The 19,021-nt window shown below is 64.9% G+C and carries 27 protein-coding genes and 7 other RNA genes; 27 read left to right on the top strand and 7 right to left on the bottom strand.

The genetic code is table 11. The annotated features are described in order from the left end of the window. Positions 1 to 14: 14 nt before the first annotated feature. From JNUCC0626_RS40160 to JNUCC0626_RS40190, 7 genes are all read right to left on the bottom strand, one after another. Entirely contained in the window at positions 15 to 1,076 is a 1,062-nt protein-coding gene (locus JNUCC0626_RS40160; protein ID WP_394615888.1) for a hypothetical protein, read from the bottom strand. 75 nt (positions 1,077 to 1,151) lie between these two features. After that, positions 1,152 to 1,715, bottom strand: coding sequence for a hypothetical protein (locus JNUCC0626_RS40165; RefSeq protein WP_394615889.1), 564 nt, complete (start codon positions 1,713 to 1,715; stop codon positions 1,152 to 1,154). Beyond that, positions 1,712 to 2,764, bottom strand: coding sequence for a hypothetical protein (locus JNUCC0626_RS40170; protein WP_394615890.1), 1,053 nt, complete (start codon positions 2,762 to 2,764; stop codon positions 1,712 to 1,714). The genes JNUCC0626_RS40165 and JNUCC0626_RS40170 overlap by 4 nt, the downstream gene beginning before the upstream one ends. Next, complete coding sequence (locus JNUCC0626_RS40175) at positions 2,761 to 4,188, bottom strand: phage portal protein (protein WP_394615891.1); 1,428 nt, start codon at positions 4,186 to 4,188, stop codon at positions 2,761 to 2,763. Before JNUCC0626_RS40175 ends, JNUCC0626_RS40170 begins: the two co-directional genes overlap by 4 nt. A 14-nt stretch (positions 4,189 to 4,202) precedes the next feature. Beyond that, positions 4,203 to 5,486 carry a hypothetical protein gene (locus JNUCC0626_RS40180; RefSeq protein WP_394615892.1) on the bottom strand — a complete coding sequence of 428 codons (1,284 nt, stop codon included), beginning with the start codon at positions 5,484 to 5,486 and terminating at the stop codon, positions 4,203 to 4,205. 419 nt (positions 5,487 to 5,905) lie between these two features. Continuing rightward, positions 5,906 to 6,340, bottom strand: a complete 435-nt coding sequence (locus JNUCC0626_RS40185; protein ID WP_394615893.1) for a hypothetical protein — start codon at positions 6,338 to 6,340, stop codon at positions 5,906 to 5,908. Positions 6,341 to 6,415: 75 nt separating this feature from the next. Beyond that, positions 6,416 to 7,048: a peptidoglycan-binding domain-containing protein gene (locus JNUCC0626_RS40190; RefSeq protein ID WP_394615894.1), complete on the bottom strand. Its 633-nt coding sequence runs from the start codon at positions 7,046 to 7,048 to the stop codon at positions 6,416 to 6,418. Between the two features lie 1,011 nt (positions 7,049 to 8,059). Here JNUCC0626_RS40190 and JNUCC0626_RS40195 point away from each other — a divergent pair. From JNUCC0626_RS40195 to JNUCC0626_RS40325, 27 genes are all read left to right on the top strand, one after another. Beyond that, positions 8,060 to 8,275, top strand: a complete 216-nt coding sequence (locus tag JNUCC0626_RS40195) for a hypothetical protein (RefSeq protein ID WP_394615895.1) — start codon at positions 8,060 to 8,062, stop codon at positions 8,273 to 8,275. A gap of 1,060 nt (positions 8,276 to 9,335) precedes the next feature. After that, entirely contained in the window at positions 9,336 to 9,710 is a 375-nt protein-coding gene (locus JNUCC0626_RS40200; protein WP_394615896.1) for a hypothetical protein, read from the top strand. A gap of 78 nt (positions 9,711 to 9,788) precedes the next feature. Next, positions 9,789 to 10,076, top strand: a complete 288-nt coding sequence (locus JNUCC0626_RS40205) for a hypothetical protein (protein WP_394615897.1) — start codon at positions 9,789 to 9,791, stop codon at positions 10,074 to 10,076. Positions 10,077 to 10,079: 3 nt separating this feature from the next. Further along, an RNA gene (locus JNUCC0626_RS40210) (hammerhead ribozyme type II) lies at positions 10,080 to 10,141 on the top strand. 26 nt (positions 10,142 to 10,167) lie between these two features. After that, positions 10,168 to 10,920 (top strand): hypothetical protein, encoded by a 753-nt coding sequence (locus tag JNUCC0626_RS40215; RefSeq protein ID WP_394615898.1) that lies wholly within the window; start codon positions 10,168 to 10,170, stop codon positions 10,918 to 10,920. A 6-nt stretch (positions 10,921 to 10,926) separates the two neighbouring features. Then, positions 10,927 to 10,992, top strand: an RNA gene (locus tag JNUCC0626_RS40220) — hammerhead ribozyme type II. A gap of 17 nt (positions 10,993 to 11,009) precedes the next feature. Next, positions 11,010 to 11,459 (top strand): hypothetical protein, encoded by a 450-nt coding sequence (locus tag JNUCC0626_RS40225; protein WP_394615899.1) that lies wholly within the window; start codon positions 11,010 to 11,012, stop codon positions 11,457 to 11,459. Further along, an RNA gene (locus JNUCC0626_RS40230) (hammerhead ribozyme type II) lies at positions 11,460 to 11,524 on the top strand. It abuts the gene before it with no gap. 27 nt (positions 11,525 to 11,551) lie between these two features. After that, positions 11,552 to 12,109, top strand: a complete 558-nt coding sequence (locus tag JNUCC0626_RS40235; RefSeq protein ID WP_394615900.1) for a hypothetical protein — start codon at positions 11,552 to 11,554, stop codon at positions 12,107 to 12,109. Then, an RNA gene (locus JNUCC0626_RS40240) (hammerhead ribozyme type II) lies at positions 12,110 to 12,175 on the top strand. Positions 12,176 to 12,253: 78 nt separating this feature from the next. After that, a complete protein-coding gene (locus JNUCC0626_RS40245) occupies positions 12,254 to 12,382 on the top strand; it encodes a hypothetical protein (RefSeq protein ID WP_394615901.1) in 129 nt (42 codons plus the stop codon). Positions 12,383 to 12,389: 7 nt separating this feature from the next. Continuing rightward, the gene (locus JNUCC0626_RS40250) at positions 12,390 to 12,626 is read left to right on the top strand and encodes a hypothetical protein (RefSeq protein ID WP_394615902.1); all 237 of its coding nucleotides are present in this window, start codon (positions 12,390 to 12,392) and stop codon (positions 12,624 to 12,626) included. Positions 12,627 to 12,712: 86 nt separating this feature from the next. After that, positions 12,713 to 13,285: a hypothetical protein gene (locus tag JNUCC0626_RS40255; RefSeq protein WP_394615903.1), complete on the top strand. Its 573-nt coding sequence runs from the start codon at positions 12,713 to 12,715 to the stop codon at positions 13,283 to 13,285. A gap of 55 nt (positions 13,286 to 13,340) precedes the next feature. Beyond that, positions 13,341 to 14,234: a hypothetical protein gene (locus tag JNUCC0626_RS40260; RefSeq protein ID WP_394615904.1), complete on the top strand. Its 894-nt coding sequence runs from the start codon at positions 13,341 to 13,343 to the stop codon at positions 14,232 to 14,234. Further along, positions 14,231 to 14,506 (top strand): hypothetical protein, encoded by a 276-nt coding sequence (locus JNUCC0626_RS40265; protein WP_394615905.1) that lies wholly within the window; start codon positions 14,231 to 14,233, stop codon positions 14,504 to 14,506. Before JNUCC0626_RS40260 ends, JNUCC0626_RS40265 begins: the two co-directional genes overlap by 4 nt. After that, positions 14,506 to 14,570, top strand: an RNA gene (locus JNUCC0626_RS40270) — hammerhead ribozyme type II. Before JNUCC0626_RS40265 ends, JNUCC0626_RS40270 begins: the two co-directional genes overlap by 1 nt. Before the next feature lie 15 nt (positions 14,571 to 14,585). Continuing rightward, complete coding sequence (locus JNUCC0626_RS40275; protein ID WP_394615906.1) at positions 14,586 to 14,855, top strand: hypothetical protein; 270 nt, start codon at positions 14,586 to 14,588, stop codon at positions 14,853 to 14,855. An 88-nt stretch (positions 14,856 to 14,943) separates the two neighbouring features. Further along, complete coding sequence (locus tag JNUCC0626_RS40280) at positions 14,944 to 15,282, top strand: hypothetical protein (RefSeq protein WP_394615907.1); 339 nt, start codon at positions 14,944 to 14,946, stop codon at positions 15,280 to 15,282. Between the two features lie 3 nt (positions 15,283 to 15,285). After that, positions 15,286 to 15,347: hammerhead ribozyme type II (locus tag JNUCC0626_RS40285), an RNA gene on the top strand. 13 nt (positions 15,348 to 15,360) lie between these two features. After that, a complete protein-coding gene (locus tag JNUCC0626_RS40290) occupies positions 15,361 to 15,942 on the top strand; it encodes a hypothetical protein (protein WP_394615908.1) in 582 nt (193 codons plus the stop codon). 109 nt (positions 15,943 to 16,051) lie between these two features. After that, positions 16,052 to 16,654 carry a hypothetical protein gene (locus tag JNUCC0626_RS40295; protein WP_394615909.1) on the top strand — a complete coding sequence of 201 codons (603 nt, stop codon included), beginning with the start codon at positions 16,052 to 16,054 and terminating at the stop codon, positions 16,652 to 16,654. A 90-nt stretch (positions 16,655 to 16,744) separates the two neighbouring features. Then, entirely contained in the window at positions 16,745 to 17,149 is a 405-nt protein-coding gene (locus JNUCC0626_RS40300) for a hypothetical protein (RefSeq protein ID WP_394615910.1), read from the top strand. A gap of 245 nt (positions 17,150 to 17,394) precedes the next feature. Continuing rightward, positions 17,395 to 17,462, top strand: an RNA gene (locus JNUCC0626_RS40305) — hammerhead ribozyme type II. Positions 17,463 to 17,476: 14 nt separating this feature from the next. After that, positions 17,477 to 17,698 carry a hypothetical protein gene (locus JNUCC0626_RS40310; RefSeq protein ID WP_394615911.1) on the top strand — a complete coding sequence of 74 codons (222 nt, stop codon included), beginning with the start codon at positions 17,477 to 17,479 and terminating at the stop codon, positions 17,696 to 17,698. Between the two features lie 99 nt (positions 17,699 to 17,797). Beyond that, positions 17,798 to 18,079: a hypothetical protein gene (locus JNUCC0626_RS40315; protein WP_394615912.1), complete on the top strand. Its 282-nt coding sequence runs from the start codon at positions 17,798 to 17,800 to the stop codon at positions 18,077 to 18,079. Then, positions 18,079 to 18,450 carry a dATP/dGTP diphosphohydrolase domain-containing protein gene (locus JNUCC0626_RS40320; protein ID WP_394615913.1) on the top strand — a complete coding sequence of 124 codons (372 nt, stop codon included), beginning with the start codon at positions 18,079 to 18,081 and terminating at the stop codon, positions 18,448 to 18,450. The genes JNUCC0626_RS40315 and JNUCC0626_RS40320 overlap by 1 nt, the downstream gene beginning before the upstream one ends. A 41-nt stretch (positions 18,451 to 18,491) precedes the next feature. Continuing rightward, on the top strand, positions 18,492 to 18,998 hold the full coding sequence (locus tag JNUCC0626_RS40325) for a hypothetical protein (protein WP_394615914.1): 507 nt from the start codon (positions 18,492 to 18,494) through the stop codon (positions 18,996 to 18,998). Positions 18,999 to 19,021: the final 23 nt, after the last annotated feature.

The raw sequence follows: 19,021 nt of genomic DNA on the forward strand, positions 1-19,021 counted from the left end.
TTCTGCTGCAGCGATCAGGCGTTCGCCGGGTCGGTCTCGGGCTTGGGTCCGGTCGGGGTCCACACCCGCGCGTCGCTGATGCCCGTGATCTTGGCCAGCTCGGAAGCTGCGGGCGGGTAGTCCGAGGAGCCGTCGAGCTTGAGCTTGATCCCGCGGACGAAGTGCTCGCCGGCGGAGACGATCTCGGTCTTGTTGGCCGCGTCCCAGCCGACCAGGACGTCCTTGACGTCGCGGGTACCGGCGTAGGTGTTGACCACGCTGCGGTCCTGCATGAACTCGCTGTCGTAGTCGCGCACCCAGCGGACCGCGAGGCCCTCGAAGCTGGTCGTGGCGCCGAACGGAACCGACTGAGGCACGGACGGTGCGGCGGTCGCCAGGATGAACGCCTGGTCGACGAAGGCGTACGCATCGTCACCCGCGATGGTCTGATCGACCACGAACTCGAAGCCGAACCGCTGGCCGAGCGAGGCCAGGCGCAGCGCGCTCTCGGCCTCGGTGTCGCCGACGTACTGCGCCAGGTTCAGCTTCTCGTCGTTGAGCAGCGCGGACTCGAAGTCCGAGCCGACGACGATGTAGCGCCGGCCGTCCGGCACCTGGAACTTGTTGAGCACTCGGCGAGCCTCGATCAGCGCGCCGCGCAGGTTGCCCAGCGCGTTTCCGATCGTCACGTTGTACGTTGCGCCGGTCAGCGTCGCGACGCAGCGCCGAGCCAGGCCGCGGGCGACCGCCTTCGTCTGCGGACGCAGCAGCTTGCCCCACTGGTCGATGTCGAAGTCTGACTGCTCGTCGGTCAGCTTGACCGCGGAGTAGACGTTGCCCCCGAACGTGACCGGGATCTTGCGCTCCTTGTACTCGTCGAAGCGGATGCCCGTCGAGCGGTCGTTACGCCAGGCGTACTCGTGGAACGGCAGGACGCCCTCGACCTTGACAGTCACGGTGTCGTCCTCGGCGCCCTTGAACTGATCGACGCCTTCCTTCTTGAACAGGTTCGGGATGACGAGCTCCTGCTCCAGCATCCCGACCGCGGTCGCGGCCAGCTTCTCCGGCTTAACGACCTGGTGCTGTGCGGTGGGCAAGGTTCACGGCCTCCAGGGCATGAAAGGTCCCTGGCCAAAATGGCTCAGGGTAAGGGAAAGGGAGTTCGCCGAAGATCAGCGCCGAGTGCGCCGGGCGAGCTTGCGCGGGTCCATTTCGCCGTCGTCGGTGCTGTCCGGAGTCAGCCCGCCGCCCAGCGATTCTGGGGTGACGGGGCCGGCGAACTTCTGCAGCGCCTTGGCGTCGGATTCCATTTCCTCCGCGGTGCTGCCGCGCAGACGCTCGGCGAGCTCGTCGGGAAGGTCGTACTTGCGTGCGACGCTGCTGCGCAGCAACGAGGTCTCCAGCTCCGTGACCTTCGCGGAAAGCTGTGCGGTCGCAGCCTGGAACTCCTCGGGAGTCTTCGCGTTGGACAGCGACTCCTGCGCGGCGCGAAGCTGCGTGCGGTAGTTCGCAGCCTCACCGCGGACCTTGGTCAGCTCCTTGCGTGCCCACTCCGGAAGGTCGTCCTCAGGCTTCACCGCGGCGGACGGCGTCCCGTCTCCGGCCACCTCGGCGCCATCGGCGGGCGCAGCGCTCCCTGGGGCCTGCTGGTCATCGGTCGTGGAATCCTCGGTGGAGGGAGCGGGCGGGGTGGTGTCGGACAAGGGGCACGCCTCCTGGACGTTCTTGGGGATCACGCCGCGTCTCCTGGACGCCGGTGGGCCAGTCGCGCGGCGTCGCGCTGCTCTTGGCGGATACGGCGACGCCACTCGGTGAGCGCCGCTTTGCCCTTGAACCCGCGGTCGGCGATGTGGGACTTCCACTCGGCCTTGTAGCGGCGATTCAGGGCGGTCAGTGGCGAGTTGTCGAACTGCTCGCGGCTGTAGATCGGCTCGGCATAGCAGTGGCAGCCGTCGTGGTACTTGTCCAGGTCGCCGAAGGACAGATCCGAGCTGGACCCCTCAGCCGACTTGTAGACGGCACCACGCGAAATCAACATCGCGCACCAGCCGCACGGGGTGCCGGTGCGGGAGATTCGGGCGTAGCCGACGACGCGCTTGTCGCGCTGGGCGAGCATCCAGACGGTGCTCCTGGCACCATCCATCGCTACGCGCTCAGCTGCGGCTGCTTGTCGTGTTCCTGCTCTGCGGTGAGCGTCCTCGCGTAGCTCGTCAACATCGGTGGCTGGCGCGTCGGTGTCGATCGCCTTGAGCTTGCGCTCCAGGTTCTTTGGCCCCAACGCATCGAGGACGAGGGTCGCCTCACGCTCGGCTTCGCGCTCAAGACGTTGCTGTTCACGATCGAGGTGATCGAGGCGCTCAACTGTGATGCGGTCGGTCGGATCTTCCTCGGCCTGCGCTGCGGCCGACGCGCGGTCGTCAGGCCGTAGTGCGCGCTTGGAGTCGGACTGAGTGCCGGCCAGCGCGGTGAACTCGCGACGCAGCATGTTCAAGCTGACGTAGAGCGGTTCAGGCTTGCGCGGGTCCGCGATGGTCGAACCGGTACGTAGCGCCCGCACGAGGCGGTAGTAGGCCAGCGCGAGCTCGCGTGATCTCGCCCGCCGCGTCATCACCAGGTGAACCGCCCTGGCCAGCCAAGCTCCGCTTGTGGCGGCTGTTCTGGTCGGCGGTACGCCTGCCCAGAGCTTCAGCGCGTCCTCGACAGTCCCAACGCCGATCTGCGTCAGCGCGACGTGAAACGCAAGCGAAGCCTGGTCGGCCTCAGCTTGCAGGACGGCGCTTGTCACGCCGCCTGGCCCTGAGGACTGTTCGTCTCTGAAGGGTCGGGTGTTGCACGACGGATGGACTGTGCAAGCTGGAGCTCTGCGTCGTCGTCCTCGCGCATCTGCTCCCACGAGTCGATCTCGTTCTGCGTGACGTCGGGGACGCGACGCCACAGGCCTCGCTTCGGGATTTCCAACGCCTCGGCCAGCTTGCCGAGCGCATCCGCGGACTGCGCCAACGACCTGGACTCCATGTCGCGCCAGAGCACTTCGCCGTGGAAGTCCTGTGCGGACGACATGTCGCCGGCGAGCTCGGCGGCGAGCCGGAAGACCCGCTCCCAGGCCTCGCCGAAGGAGTGCCGGAACTCCTCGATCATGCGCGACAGCGCAGTTTCCGCTGCGGTGAGCGCCTCGGCGGAGAGGTTCGCGATCTGGCCGAGCAGGTGGTGCGGAGGTGTCTGCGAGATCGCCGCCAGGTGCCGAATGCTCATGTCGATGGAGTCGATGAACCCGGACAGCGGGGTCTCGTCGAGGCTGCCGAACTTCACGTCGGGGTCCTCAGCGAACAAGAACCGCTTCGCGTTTGCGTTGATGGGCAACGGTTTTGGGTTGCCAGACTCATCCAGAACCGGCTCACCCTCGGCGTCGCGCTCGATGGGCGGTGCCATCCCTGTCGCGAACCGCACCTTGAACGAGGCGTAGGTCTGCGCGATCAGCAGGTCGAACACGGTCTGGTTGATGCGGTTCTGCAGCGCGATCATCGGCTCGATCACGCCGACCGTGCGACCTTCGAGGTCCACCGACGCGGCGAACCGCGTAACAGGGCACTCGGACGCGCCGTGTCGGCGCCCGTTCTGAACCGTGATGCCGGCCGTGTCGGACAACGACCTGAACCGCACGCGGTACTCGTTGCGGTGGTCGAACAGCCGCGCGGTACCGGGCGTATCGCCGTTCGGCCAGCGGACCACCGTCAACGCCGCGAAGGGGACGTCGTCGTTGGCCGGGTCTTCGTACAAGGCTGCGGTCTTGAGCGCTGACAGGCCCTTGGTCACGACCTTGCCCTTGACCTTCTCCGTCAGCGCGAAGCTGTGGCCGTAGGTCAGCGCTCCACGGTGAATCGCGCTCTGCCGCGCGTCGAGCCTTGAGGTCTGCCAGTGGTCCCACTCGGGGAGGGCGGTCGAGGTCGCGCGATGGGCGCCGGCGCCGCGTCGGCCACGCCGAAATCCGTCCACATACAGCGCCTGAGCTGGAGTGCCGACCAGCAAGGGCATCCAGTTCGACACCGAGCGCTTCGCGATCAGCCGGTACTCGTCATCGGCCTGCGCCGGCATGTACGGGTCGTCGTGGTGGCCATGCAGGTAGTCGTCGATCCGCGCTAGGCGAGCCTCATCCCGGTACAGGATCTGAAGGAGCTGCTTCGCCAGGGACGCGGGACTGGTGTCTGCCAAACTTACACACCGTCCTAAATGAAGTAGCCGCGCCCCGTGCGCTTCTTGGTCTTCTTGCCGCGGGTCCGCAGGTCGTGCAGCGCCTCGTGGGCGAGCATCAGCGCGGCGTAGATGTCCACCTTGCGGGGAGAATCAGCCGTCTCCTTGCCGAAGGAGAGGCCGTAGTTGTTCGTGCGGCGCCGCGCGTTGAGCACGTGGCGCTTCATCGCCAGATCGCCGTTGTGGCCGAGCTTGGCATCGAAGATCGAGCGCAGCAGCCGCTCGTGCGCGCGGGTCACCTTCTTCAACGACGAGCGCATGTCCCAGCCGATCGCGTTGTGGCCCTCGGCCTTCACCGCGAGGCCCTCGCCGTAGTCGGCGGCCCAGTCGGAGATGTAGGACTCCCACAGCGCGACGTCGGCGTAGAAGGCCTTGACCTCGTAGAGCTGGAACGCCTCGTGCACCGTGCTGTCCACGAGCTCGCGGTTGACCTCCCAGCCCTCACCACGAGGGCCGTCTGGCTTCTCCCAGCAGTCGATGACGAACGCGACGAAGTCCGAGATCCGGATCGCGACCAGCGCGGTCGCGTCGTCCGACTTGCCGCCGTCGAAGCCGAGCACGATCTCGTCACCAGGACGGAGAACAGCCCCCTCGACGAAGCACGCCGCCCATTCGGCCGGCCCGTAGACCGCGTCCTCCTCGGCAACGATCTGGTTGAGCCACATGCGGCGCGACCGCGACGCTGACAGCGTCGTGTCGAGCACCGACTGGATGATCGTGTCCGGCCTGAGCCAGACCGCGTCACCGCGGATCTTCGGCAGCACGATCCGCAACGCCTCAGGCGTCAACGGGGTCTTCGGGTGTGCCTCGACCGAGTCGTACAGGAACCCGATGTCGACCGCGCGGCCCTCGACGATCTTCTCGAAGGCATCGCGCATCCGCTCGGCGACGGAGTCCTCGCCGGGCAGGTAGGCGTTGGTGATCGCGAGGTAGCGACTGTCCTTTTTGGTCGCGTTACCGTCGATCGTCTCGTACATCTTGTGACCGTTGTTGCCGCTGACCCAGTGGTGGGTCTCGTTGAGCAACGTGAACGTCGTCCGCTTGCCCTCCAGGGCGCGGTAGCTCGACGTGACGGCCTCAAGGCGACACTTCCCGCCGTTCGCGCGGATGATCTCCGCGCCGTCCTTGATGCGGTAGGTCGTCTTGAACTTGTCGCTCATCAACGAGGGGATGAGCGACATCGTGTTGGTGGTCTGCGACTGGTTGACCGCGGTGACCTGCACCCAGGCTTGCGGGTGCGGCACCCCGACCGGCTCCATCGTCTTGGTGTCCCAGTGGGAGAACCGCGACGGGCCGACGAGCTCGACCAGGCAGAGAACAGCGAGAAGGGGGTCCTTACCGGGGTAAGCCCCAGCCCTTCATGCGCTGAAGAACTCCCTTGCGGTGGATGAAGCGACCGGTTTCGTCGATCGCGTACCACCACAGAACGAAGCGGAGTTGCTCCCTGGTGAACTTCCAGGGGCCGCCGTTCTCGGCTAGGAGGTAGTCCGCGCACCAGCCGGCGATCTGCCAGCCGAGCGTGTGGCGCGGTAATTCCCAGGCGCCGAGAGGGTTCCGCTTCCAGGTCGGGCCGATGGTCGACGGCTCAAGCGCGTCGATCTCCTCGGCGGTCAGCGTTGTTGGGGCTGAGATGGGGACTCACCTCCCTTCGGGGATTCGTCACCGCGAAGGGAGGTGGTCAGGCTTCGAGGCCGAGCTCCTTGCGGTAGTCGGCGATGGCCGTCACGGAGGCCGGCGTGGTCTCGTCCTCCGGCTCGTGGAGCTCGATGCGCACTCGACGGCGATCTCCCTCGGTGACGAGCAGCCGCTCGAACGCCGAGTAGATGGTCTGCAGCATCTGCCCAGAGCGCTTTCCGCCGGGCGCCCGCTTGTAGTACGACAGGTCCTCACACAGCGAGTACGCGAACGCCCAGTCGCTGTTCTGGTAGAAGTCGGCTTGCCCTGACGTCTTCAACGCCTTGTAGAGGCGGAGCGCGATCGGGTGCCACTCCGGATCAGGATGCGGGACGGTGACCGAGCGCAGCTCTCCGCGGCTAACGGCTTGAACGTCCTTGCCCTTGCGCTCACGCGGCCGGGCCAGGTTGTCCTCCCGCTCCGGAACGGGGCCTGGCATCTCGATCACCTCCTCGGCAAGCGGGGGACGCCCGCCCAGCCACAGCTGCGGCGGAACGGGCGTAAGAGGGCTTGATCAGAGGCTGAACAGGTGCTGCCAGTCGTCGCTGTAGCACTTACCCCAGATCGTGGTCTGGTTCGCACGGTGGCGACGCTGGAACTCGCTCATCGCCGCGGTGGTCGGCGGGTCCCAACGACCATCGGCCCAGCCAGGGACGTTCGGAGCGCAGCCGATCGCCTGGAGCTTGCGCTGGATTGCCAGCACGTGCGGCCTCTCCCAGTCGTACTGAGAACCAGGTGCACCACCATGCTGCTCGTTCGGTCCACGCCAGTCTCCGAACCAGTGGCCTGCCGGAAGCGGCCAGCCTGGAACTGAAGGACTCGGTGCCGGCGTCGGAGTGGGCGCCGGTGCACCCGTGCCTGCCAGCATCGGTAGGTTCCACGGCCGCGGATCGAGCAGACGGCGGTCGTTCATGACGCTGAAGTGCGCGTGCACCCAGTGACCGGAGCTCGGCGTCCACTGGAACGGGCTGAACTGCGGGCGCGTGTCCATGATCAGCGCGCGGTGGATCGCATACTTCAGCCTGTTCTCACCGCCGTCACGACACAGCACCTGCAGCTCGTCGGTGAGCTTGTTCAGGTCCAGCCCGATCTCCGGATGGTTCGTGATGTCCAGCGCGGTCACGTAGGCCTGGCCGTCGATCACCACCCACGGGTTGTGATCGGAAGCCGAGCCTTGAGCGCGGTGAGCCGCGTCCCCGATCCAGCCATCCGACGCGCGAGAGCGGTTAGGGAACCGCTGATCGAACTGTGCGCGAAGGGTCGCGAGCGCCGGCGCCAGGAGGTATTCAGGCAACCTTGGACTTCTCCTCTTCTGGATGAAGCCCCGTCCGATGCACTACCCACCGAGACGGCAGGAACCTTTACGTCGCAGCGGAAGCAGGGCAGATGAGACAGACCCCGAACCGGGGAGCAACAGCGCGGCCCGAAGCACGCGCATGCGCTCAGAACCCGGTCGGAGCCTGGGAACCGGAGGACATCGCCCATCCGGGAACGCCGCGAACGCGGCGCAGTTTGTGTCTGGTGTTAGAGAAAGCCGGGATGAGCCTCGGTACGTCTGAACTTCGCGTTGTGCCGGCGCCACTGGGCAGCCTTGGCCGCGGCGCCCTCGCGTGAGGACTTCTGCCGGTGATGCCATGCGCAGATCGAGGTGAGGTTGGTGTCTCGATGGTCATCACCGGGCAGAACGTGGTCCACGTCGCTCGCCGGCTCCGCGCACCGCACACCGTTTTCGTCGATGTGCGTGCAGCGGGAGCCGTCGCGCCGCAAGATGCGGCGCCGAATGCGATCCCAGTCAGCCGGGAGGCGTGATCGCCGGTCTGAACCGGACCACTGGGGCATGGCGTTTCACCGCCTCGCGACGTGGAAGAGAAGAGCCCCGACGGCGTGTGCGGGCGTGATTCGCCACCGCTGCCGACCCAGGGCTGAAAGAGGGGCCTCAAGGAGTTAAGGAACTTCCTTAAGCCTTTTCGCTAGGTGGCCCCCGAAGGGGGCCTTCAAGACGAAAGCCTTGCTGCAGAAGGCATACCGTCTGTGCTTGCTGCCTTCACTTATAGATCCGGTCGCAGGCAGGCGCTTTAGAACCGAAGCGCGTTGTGAGCTGGGCCACGCCAGCTGGGGGGCACGCTGCACGAGCTCTGGAAGTGTGTAAGCTTGACACGTGAGCAGCGAGCGGGACGACCGGGATGACGTGCAGATGACCGCGCGCTTCGGCGCGCTCGTACTTGATGGTCAGCTGGTCGACGGAGCGGCTCCGGCCGGCAGTCGCCTCGCGGAACTCCAGCGACTCCGATCCGAGCTCGCAGCGCAGGGGCTGTCGAACGCTGAGATTCGTGCTGCCATCGTTCGGCGAATGCAGGGGCAAACTAGCCCTTGAGCTGGCATTACTCGCTCCGCCGGCGCCTTGCGGTCGGCTTGAACGACTTCGGAACCGTGGCAGGATTTCGGCGGCTAAGACTCGGCGGTCTCCGTTGTGATGTGATCGGGGTCATACCCCCACTGGTGAGAGTTGTGTCGTATTCTCGCGCGCTCGCACGGTTCCTTTCTTTGTCGCGTAGCGCGCCGACGCACCGAGCTGCACGACCCAACGGCAAGTGAGTTCGCCGCTTAAGCCCCAAGTTAGGTCGTTCGCAGGGCTGCAGCAGAGCCACATCAGACCGTCCACAAAGGATCCGTTGAAGTCGGAAACCGTCGCTGATCAGCGACGAAAGATTGGTGCTTGACCAGCGTGTGCAACTTTGACTAATGTTCTCGTTGTCGCCAGGACGGGACGCCCCAACCGGGGCTGAACGGAGCGGAACGACACGAACCTTGAGAACTCCATCTGCGCAACCTGCACCAACAGGAGCCGCTTTCTCTGCGGTCACAAGCGCGCCATCTCTGCCAGACGCAACGCCTTTCCGTTGCGGAAGCTGGGAAAGTCACTCGCACTAGGGGCGACCGTGGCTGACCTTGCTGCCTCTGTCAGAACACGTTGGCGAGCATGGGGCCGCGAACTGCGCGGCCTGAATGTGCAAGTTTGGCAGATGGGGAACGAGGTGCTAAAGTTGCACACAGCACGAACCGGAATCGCCCTTCGTACAACCGGAGGAACCGACCGGGATCACTCGAACCTTGAGAACTCAACAGCGTGTACCGGACATGAAATACGTCGCCGGATTACGGGCAGCCCGCCACCATCCCTTGGGGTGGACGTCAAGGGCCAGCCGATACGTCAGGAGGGACCGCGCGGATGAGCATCGCGCGACGGCCTGATCAGGAAGACGGCGACGAGGAGACGGAATCGCCATGCCCTCACGCCTAACCGGGTGTGAAAGTTTAGCTAATGGCGACAGTTCTCGGCCTGCTGCGACCACCAGCCTCATATAGCGGGGGCGGGGTGGCGTGACCTCGGAAGTGGCAGCAGGCACTCGGACCAACCCTTCAGGAGTTGAGAGATGTTCTACCTGCACGAGGTCTCGGCAGACACCTATCGCGATGCGCTCGCCGTGGCACGGGACCAGTCTGTCCGCGTTGCCGACGCAACCTCCTCGCCCGAGGAGATGCCTGACAACGCCGTGTACTACCTCGCCGATGACCTCACGAGTGGGTTTGGCGTGTCGTCCGACGCTGACCTGATTGGACTGTTCAGCACTACCAAGGGGCGGGGGCAGCACCTCGTCAATGAAGCGATCGGTTTGGGGGCGCGAACCCTCGACTGCTTCGACGGGTTCCTGCCGGATTACTACGAGTCCTTTGGCTTCGCGGAGACCAAGCGCGAGCCGAACTGGGCGCCTGGCGGGCCAGACGTCGTCTACATGGCGCTGGTGTGAAAGTTTGGCGAAACGGGGGTGACCCCGTCCGTGGAGCTGGCATCTCCACGCTGATGAGCCTGCCGAATGGAGGGAAACATGACCACCACGGAACCCAGCAGCTCGCTCGCCGCGCTTGCGCATCTCTTCGGGGATCACGCCACCGCGAGTGGAGCCGGGTCCGCCTTCTCGTGCGAACAGGCCGACCTCATCGCCGGGGCGCTGATCGAACTCGGCGACGTGAGAGCTGCGGTGCGTTGGCTTGTTGGCCACGCGGAAGGCGACGACTACGAGCACGACAGTCACGCCTACTTCTTCGTTGGACTGCTGAGCCCGTCTCAGGTGGACCAACACGCGCTCGGGTACATCGTCGAGAACTTGCTCTGACAAGGGCGAAACGCCGCGAGGCGTCTGCCGGGAGCGGCACCCCGGCACTGATGAGCCTGCCAATCTACCGCCCACAAAGGACGGAACAAGTATGAGCGTTGAGCTTGCGATCACGCATGCCTATTCGCCGGACCAGTACACCGAGGCCGTAGAGCTGTGGGAGCGCCTGGCGGACGTCCCGCGAGTCGGTCTCACGCTGGATGAAACCGGCCGAGCGCTGGAAAAGGTCCCTGCGGAACACCTGTTCTCGCTCGTCATGAGCGATGGTTCGCCGACCCGCGACTTCGGCGCGGTCACGGTCATTCTGGTCGAACACTCGGACCTTCACGGTAGCGAGTATGACGCCACGAATGTCCTTGTCCTGGAGGAGGACTACGACCTTCCGGTGGACGAGGGGAGGCATGGATACCGCGCTGTCTGGCTCCAGCTCGGGGAGCTTCCGGTCGTCACGGATGACGACATCGACACCGGGATCGGACGGTTGCGTCTCCTTGTCGAACTCGCGGAAGGGATGAGCGGCGATGTCGTCTGCCTTCGCAACGATCGGCTGGAGGAGTACCGAGAAGAACGGATCACCCACGCCTGGGAGGGCTTCTACGCCCAGGAGCTCTCTTCGGAGCTGGACAGCGTCACTTGGTGGAACGCGGATGACCTCGCGGTCTCGGACGACGAGATCCGCAGTCTCTACTTCGGTTTTGATCAGAACGACTGGCAGTTCAACACGTCCACCGACGTCACGAACGACGCCCACAAGCAGGCTGTCGACCACGTGATCGACTCCATCGTGGCCGCTTGGCGGGAGCCTCGGCACGAACCCGAGCAGATTGCACTGCCGATCGCATGAGCAGTACGGCGAAACCATCCCGCAGGGGTGGTCCCTCGGGCTGGCATCCCGAGGCTGATGAGCCTGCCAGACATAGAGAAACAGGCGAAATGACGACCCTCAAGACGCGAGGTCTCTTCGGAGGACTCTGCTACACGGAAGGCTGTTCCGCCACGACGGCGATGGGTTCGAGCATGTACGACGCGGGCAACGAGAAGAACCGATGCGACGACTGTCTCGACGCCATCAACGTTCTGATTCCCGCGATCCCAAGGGCTGTGTGGGAACTGAGGTTGGTGGACAACGAAGCGCACAGTAAGTACATCCGGTCCGTTGTCCGGCTGGATCGACAGACCCTCGAATCTCGCGCTGCGCCGCTTCTAGGACGCAAGCGCAGGGCGTATCAGGACTTCGTCCGGCTCGCGAGAGCCACAAAGGACGCTGCGGTAGCCCGTGATCTGGTCCGAGAGATCGTCGAGGTACCCCACCTGGTGATCGATTCCACCATCACGAACTTCTGGGCCGACTTCTACCGCTCGAACGGCAACAGCAACCACTGACGGCGAAACCGTCCACTGCGGACGGTCCTCTGGGCGGCATCCCAGGGCTGATGAGCCTGCCTATCCACTGAGTCTGTGAGAGGCGATTTCGCATGCCTGAAAACAACACTGTTACGCACGACGTCCTGGAAGAGATCAACGGCCTGGTCGGTTGCGCATTCGACCAGATGACCTGGGCCGAGGATGAGATCAAGCGCGCTATGGCTAGACATCCCGCCGAGGCGGACACCCTGTATCACGCTTTTCACCTCCTGAAGCCGATCAGTCATCGGCGTATGGACCTGGAGCGTGTCTACCGCGCCCACTGCCGGGAAATGCTTGATCGAGTGGCCTCAGGTGTCGACACCCGGATCGGAACGTCTGCCGAAGTGCTCTGCCTCGTCAGCCAGGCGAGCACGGCAAGCCCGCTCACGACGGCTGCAGCCGGACTCTACTTCCGAATGTTTGCGGCAGCGCTACCGGACTTGCAAGTGGTTGAGCAGGAGCACCTCGACCACTACGAGGCGTTGAAGGCGGCGGAGATTGACGACCTGGAGTCCAGCAGCCGGAAGAAGCTTACGGACCCAGACCGCGTCCTGCGGTCACCAACCTGCAGAGGGATGCACGACGGCGAGCCGGTTCTCTGCAAGTACTTCGGAGACAGCAAGTAGGGGCGAAACCGTCCATGTAGGACGGTCCTTTGGGCTGGCGTCCCAAAGCTGATGAGCCTGCCACCTGGAAGGAACCACATGAATGAAGGTCAAGAGCTCTTTCGCGTGGAGTCGATCGGATTCCCGAACGGCTGCGTGGTCTCGATGCACGAGAGTACGGGCAGCCACCAGATGTTCGTCGTCATCTCGTCGTTCGACGGGATGCCCGCCGATCTTCACCAGTTCGAGGACGAGGAATCGGCGACGCGCTTCTACCGCGAGATCACGGCGTAGGGGCCTGATGGCCTTTCCGTACAAGGTCGGTCAGCGGGTCTGTGGCTTGCGTCTTGTTGAAGGGGTCGGCACATGCCTTTTCAACGGCACCGTCGCCCGCATCGAACCGAGATCGGACCTCTGGGTCTACGTCTTCGTCCGACTCGACGGCTACGACGACGAGAAGCGCTACCTCACAAGTCCCCGCGGAACCAGCGATTCCCTGGAACCTGAGCCGTTCGAGCCACCTCCTCAAGGCGCCTGAACCGGACGGCGAAACCCCGCAAGGGGTCCGCAGGGCTGGCATCCCTGCGCTGATGAGCCTGCCACCAAGGCAAAGGAGTGGTCTCGATGACCGAAGTGCAGATGGACGTGCCCACGATCGCGGCGGAGATCGCGACGGAGTTGGGGGACGGGTGGAGCGCGTCCCTTGGAGTGTCGGACACCAACGAGGATGCCTTCCTGATTGGTCCGGACGGCCTGGAGCTACACGTCAGGCACAACCGGGACATCACCAAAGGCCAGTTCCAGGTCGGTCTCTCGCTGCGACAACTGAGCCCCTTTCAGTGGCTCGCCGATCGACTTAACGACATCAACGTCTCCACGACCAAGACTCCTCGGCGAATCGCGGGCGACATCACGAGCCGCCTGCTGCCCAAGGCAATCCCCGTGCTCCGTGATGCGCAGACGCGAAAGCGGGCGCAGGAGGAGCGCGAGGCAGCTATCGCGAGCCTGGCCGAGGAGATCCGCGCGGCGATGGGTGACAGCGCACGAGTGAACAAGGACAACCACTTCGTTCGCCTTGGCGACTACGCAGACGAGACGCGAGCCGAAATCGACCCTCGACACGGCTCGATCTTCTTCAAGGTCACCACGACCCCCGAGCGGGCAATCCTGCTGGCGCAGGCGATTGGTCGACTCTGACCGACCTGGTCGGCGGCTGGCGAAACGGGAGTCGACTCCCGTCCACGGGCCTGGCGTGCCCGTGCTGATGAGCCTGCTACGAAGGAAGAAATCCATGACGAGCACTTTGATTCCGGAGTTCCGCTACCGCATCGAGCACGACGAGTACGCGGCGAACCCGCGCACGGCGGGCGCTGCGGTGACGAACGTGGTCACGTTCGAGCGGCGCAACTACGTCCCGATCGACGACGACTTTGGGCCGCTGTCCGATGCCTGGTTCCGCCTGGTTCGCCGCTACTCGACTCCGCAGACGATCCGGATCTTTGAGCGCTATGCGCGAGCGGTCCACGGTGCGGTCACCCTGGCGGATCGGCCAAGCGACGGGGCGTTCGCGATCTGGTACGTGATGCCCGGCGACGTGGAGTTCTGGGCCGGGGGCAGGCGCGGCAATCCCGAGGAGTTCGAGAGAGCAGGTCTGGGGCTCCTGCGTGATGAGCGCGACGAGTACCGAACCTGGGCCCACAACATGGCTGTCCGCTACGTGATCGAGGAGCGGACTACCTGGACCAGCCCTGACCGCGAGGACAGGGACACGTGGGAGGAAGTCGAGGCGATCGGCGGCTTCTTCGACGAGGGTGAGGCCAAGGCGGAGGCGCGGGCGGCGATCAGTCGCCAGGAGAAGTACGCCCGCGTGGACAGCAGTGCGCACGCCTCAACGCCTCCAGACGATCCCGAGGGCCCTGCGGACGAGCCCGCCCAGGAGGACAGGGACGAGGACGAGGCGCTCGATGAGGTGCCCGACGAGGTGTGGGGCGCAGTCGTTGCCGGCCCGGCAAGCCTGGAGCGCGTCGTGGCGGCTACTGAGGGGAAGAACCCAGCCTGGGACGTCAGCTCCCTGATCAACGAGGTCGTCAGGGTCGCAGTGCGAACGGTGCGCGAGGTGGACAACGAGTCGAGGGAGACGGCGTGATTGAGAACTCCGTCCTGCCCGAGCTGGTCAACGCGAGCAGCGAGCGCTGGTTCGCGGTCGACTGGATGTCGCAGGACCGCCGAACACTCTTCCGACTCGCTAACCCCGTTGGTTACCAGCGCCTCCACTTCGGCACCCAGCGCAGCGGCACGGACAAGTGGTCGACGGTGCGCGTCGGTACCCCCGAGCGCTTCATGACTAGGGCCCCAGAGACCTACGAGCAGTTTCTGGTCGCAGCGCAGGTGTTTGTCTGCGCGTTCGAGGGCACCTAGGGCGAAACCGTCCTTCTTGGACGGTCCGCAGGAGTGGCAATCCTGCGCTGACGAGCCACGCCTGGAGATAGGAGTTTCCATGAACAGCAACAAGTTCGCTTTCGGCCCGATCGCCTTTCCTTTTCAGGTCAACAGTCCTGTGTGCGGGGTGCGAGTGATCGAGGGGCTCGGCGCCTGCCTGGCGAATGGTGTCGTGACGAGGGTGGTGCACCGCCCCGACGGTCGGTTGGTAGACGTCTTCGTCCGCTTGGACGGCCTGGCGGATGAAACCCACTACCTCTCGACGCCAACGGGCGTGAGTGACCTCCTGCTGCCGCGGCCGACGTTGAGTCCGCCGTCGTTGGTCTAGCTCGATCCGTCCGGCGAAACCCCGCAAGGGGTTCGTGGGGCTGGCATCCCTGCGCTGATGAGCCTGCCGAAGCGAGGGAGTGTGGGGAATGAGCCAGTTGCGTGAGTTCGTCGTCAGGCTGTCACACGGCCAGGACCGCACGACGGTCCACCCGTTGGCCTACGACGTAGACCAGGCCGAGCTGCTGGCCCGGCTGATCACGGGGGCCTGGGGGCAGGACGCCCTCGTCGAAGTTCTGGGGGTTCGGCCGTCCTGCGACTACTGCGACGGGGTGGCGACTCGCGTCGAGCGAGGCTCGCTGTACCCGCTTTGCGAGAGACACGCGAGAGAGCAGAACGGCAGTTGCTGGCGCACCGAGACCCGGCACCTCGGGGACAAGCACCTCCTGTCCCTGGCCGAGGTGGGGCTGGCCGGCACCGATCACTGAACGAGGCGAAACCCCCTTGCGGGGTCCGCGGGGCTGGCATCCCCGCGCTGATGAGCCTGCCGTGAAGAGAGGAGTCGAATGACCACGGTGCAAATCGACGTACACGCCCTGGCTGAGGAGGTCGCCAGCGAGTTGGGGGAAGGCTGGTCGGCGCGCGTCGGCAAGGGCAGCGGCAACATGGACGCCTTCCTGGACGGGCCAAATGGCATCGCCGTCCAGATGCTCCACGAGCCGTGGGGACGACGAGGCCCGAAGTTCATCACCATCAAGTGGTCCTTTGGTGACCTGGACGAGTACGTCAACTACGGCGAGGGCAAGGGCGACATCGGAGCGTCGGTAGGCAAGGCGCCGAACAAGGTCGCCGGAGACATCCGGCGCCGATTGCTCCCTGGCCTCAACGAGTTCATGGCAGTGGTCCGTGAACGCAAGCGCATGGCCGACGAACGAAAGGCCGACAGACGCGCTCTGGCCACCGTGATTGCTGGGGGGTTCGGCCCGGATGTCGTGCCTGTCGAGCCGTACCGCGTGAGGTTCGGTGGGCTGGATTCCCCCGTCTACGCCGTCGTGAACACAGATCACGATCGAGATTCCGTCTGGTTCGACGTCAGGGTTCCCAGAGCGTCGGCCGTGAGCTTGGCCGAGGCGATCGCCTGGCTCTGAACGGCCCAGTCGTGCAGTCGGCCGGCGTGGCGAAACGGGAGGTGACTCCCGTCCCCTGGGCTGGCATCCCGGGGCTGAAGAGCCTGCTAAAGCGAGGAAGGACCACACGATGGTTCGTACGCACTACGGGATTCCCGATATCGCCAAGAAGGTCGCGAACGAACTCGGCCGGGGCTGGAAGTCTGATGACGGGTCCCATTGGGACGGAAGCACCGCTCGACTCCGCGGCCCGAACGGCGAGGCGCTCTACCTCGACATGCTGTCCGCAGAGAGCCGTAGGACGGGGCGGGTGCACATCTCTGGCTCCCTCGAACCCGAGCTCGCACGTCGCGTGAATGGCGCCGTGGTCGAGCCCTCCATCGGAGTCAGCGTGAGCAAGCCTGCGGCGCGGATCGCAAACGACATCAGGGCCCGCTTGCTGCCGCTCTGCGACCAGATGGTGAAGGCCGCCGAGGAGCGAGTACGTCTCGACGACGAACGGGACGCTGCGCTGAAGGCGTTGGCCCAGGAGATCGTGACGTCGCTGGGGCCAGGCGGCCAACTTCACCGCGACGGAATCGTGCGGTTCTCCGAGCCAAGGCAGCCCGTCTACGCCTCGATCAATCCAGATCACTACCGGGGGAAGGCGCGGTTCGAGATCAGCATCGCCTCCGACCTCGCTCCACAGCTCGCGAAGGCACTGGGCTCGATCGCGATTCAGGCTGCTGCATAACACAAATCGGCGAAACGGGAGACGCTCTCCCGTCCCCTGGGCTGGCATCCCAGGGCCGAAGAGCCTGCCCTGAAACAGAAGGAGAACCGGATGAACGTTGAACAACGAGGCTTGACCCTCGACTTCTACCGCAGCGCCCGCGGTATCGACCACACCGCAGGCGGACTCTCGTCTCGCTTCGACACCTGCACGCTGGTCGGCACCGTCGACTACCGGAAAGTGCACGGCGCCTCCGACCGGCCGGAGATACGACCACTGGCACCCGGTGGTCGTGTCTCCCCGGTCCGCCCCGACGCGCCGGCTGTCTGGCTCGTGGTCGGGAAGTACATCGAAGACGACCGCTTTCTGATCCCTGCCGACCCGGAGTTCGGGCAGCCACACCTTTCGGTGCAGTGGATGGCCGGCGGCAACTACGCCACCACAACGGACAGCCGGTTCAGGGAGCTTCTCCCGATCACCTGCGCCGTGCGCGTCCTCGACCGCCGCGAGATCTAACCGAACTTCCACGACGAAACAGGGGGAGTCCCCTGTCCGCAGAGCTGGCATCTCTGCGCTGACGAGTCTGCCGAAACAGAAGGGACACAACGATGAGGAACACCCGACACAACCGCCGCTCCGCGAAGCAGGAGGTCAAGCGACGCCGCTTCGAGCGTGCCATGAAGCAGGGACAGCCGGACTCCGCTGGAAGCCGCATTCGATAGTGGCGCAGCGGAAGCAGCACCAATACCACGACGTGTAACCGGCGAAACCGCCTTCGTTCGAGGCGGTTCTTCGGGCTGGCATCCCGAGGCTGATGAGCCTGCCACGAGAAGAAGGAGTCAGATGTGGAAGTTCCTGCGGCTGCTGTTCGTAACCGTGATCCTCGGACTCGCCGTAACACCCGCCGCGATCCTGATCTACGAGGGTGCCGGACAAGAGGACGGCCCAGACTTCAACTGCCGCACCGACGGCAACCGGATCTGCGGCGTTCCTGACGAGGACGGCGTGACCCTGCTAGTCCACTTCGACAAGTTGGGCGAGCCAATCAGGGCGACCCGTCAGTAGCCAGGTCGCAGTGTGAAAGTTTGGCGAAACCCGGCTGTAGTCGGGTCCTCTGGGCTGGCATCCCAGAGCTGAAGAGCCTGCCACTGAAGGAGAGTGCTAGTGCAGACGATCCAGCAGAAGTTCGAACGGTTCCATCGAGACAACCCGGAGGTGCTCCAGATCCTGGAGAAGCTCGCGAGGGAGTGGTTCGCCGCCGGCGGGCCTCGCAAGCTCGGTGTGAAGATGCTCTGGGAGACCATGCGCTGGCACCGCAGCATCACCGCTGAGGCGGAAACCTTCGCGCTCAATGACGTCTACACGTCGCGATACGCGCGCCTGTTGGTGATTCGAAACCCGGAGTGGGCTCCGCACATCGAGCTGCGCGAGCTGAGGGCCGCCTGATGCAGCGCGGCGAGGAGATCCGCGTGACCTCGGAGACCGGTGGTGAGAAGGGCAAGAAGCTCGCCCAAGTGAGCAGCCTGGACCCCAAGGCGCTGCTGGTCCTGGCAGAGGTGAGCGGTTGGGGTGCGACCAAGTACAGCGCCCACAACTTCCTCCGGGGCTATCTCTGGAGCCTGAGCTTCGATGCAGCCATGCGGCACCTGCTGAAGTTCTGGGGTGGCGAGGAGCTCGACCCCGAGAGCGGTCTGCCGCATCTTGGGCATGCTGCGTGGCACTGTCTCGCGATGATCTCGTTCCTTGAGCGGGGCATCGGCACCGACGACCGCTTCGACAGTTCTGCCAAAGTTGCACATCGCCCACAGGGTGTGTAAGTTTGGCTGCATTGAAACGGGGAGAGGTTGGGGGTGGGAACGTGGAGAACGACGAGGGTGGCGCCAGCGAGGCGCCGCCGATGGGGCAAGCGGGGGAGTCGTTCGACTTCTTCGAAGGCTCCGTCCAGTCGGGATTGCTGCGTGCGGATTTCCTTGAGGGGCAGAGGGTTGAGCTCGTTGCACATCCGGGCGCAGAGGTCTTCACGGTGCTAGGGAAGGTTGAGCATCCAGAGGTTGAGGGGCTTCGTTACCTCGCGGCCGGGAGCAGTGGTGCGACTGTCCTGCTGAGGGCCAACGAGATTCGGCTGGCGATTGAATGGCCAGCGCACGACGAAGAGCCTGAACTCGACGATGGAGTGCGAGTGCGGATCGTGACTGACGCCTTGCCCAACCTTGCGCCACGTGGAACGACCGGGGCTGTGTTGGGGACCTGGCTGGGATACGTCGATGTGCAGTTCGACGACGGGTCTTCAGTGCCGATGCGCGTGGACGAGATCGCCCTGCTGGACACGGAAACGTCCATGCCCGTCTTCGCGAACGGAGTGTGAAACTTTGACTTCGATTCGACTTG

Origin of the sequence: Lentzea sp. JNUCC 0626, from assembly GCF_043632865.1 — a bacterium.
GTDB lineage: Bacteria > Actinomycetota > Actinomycetes > Mycobacteriales > Pseudonocardiaceae > Lentzea.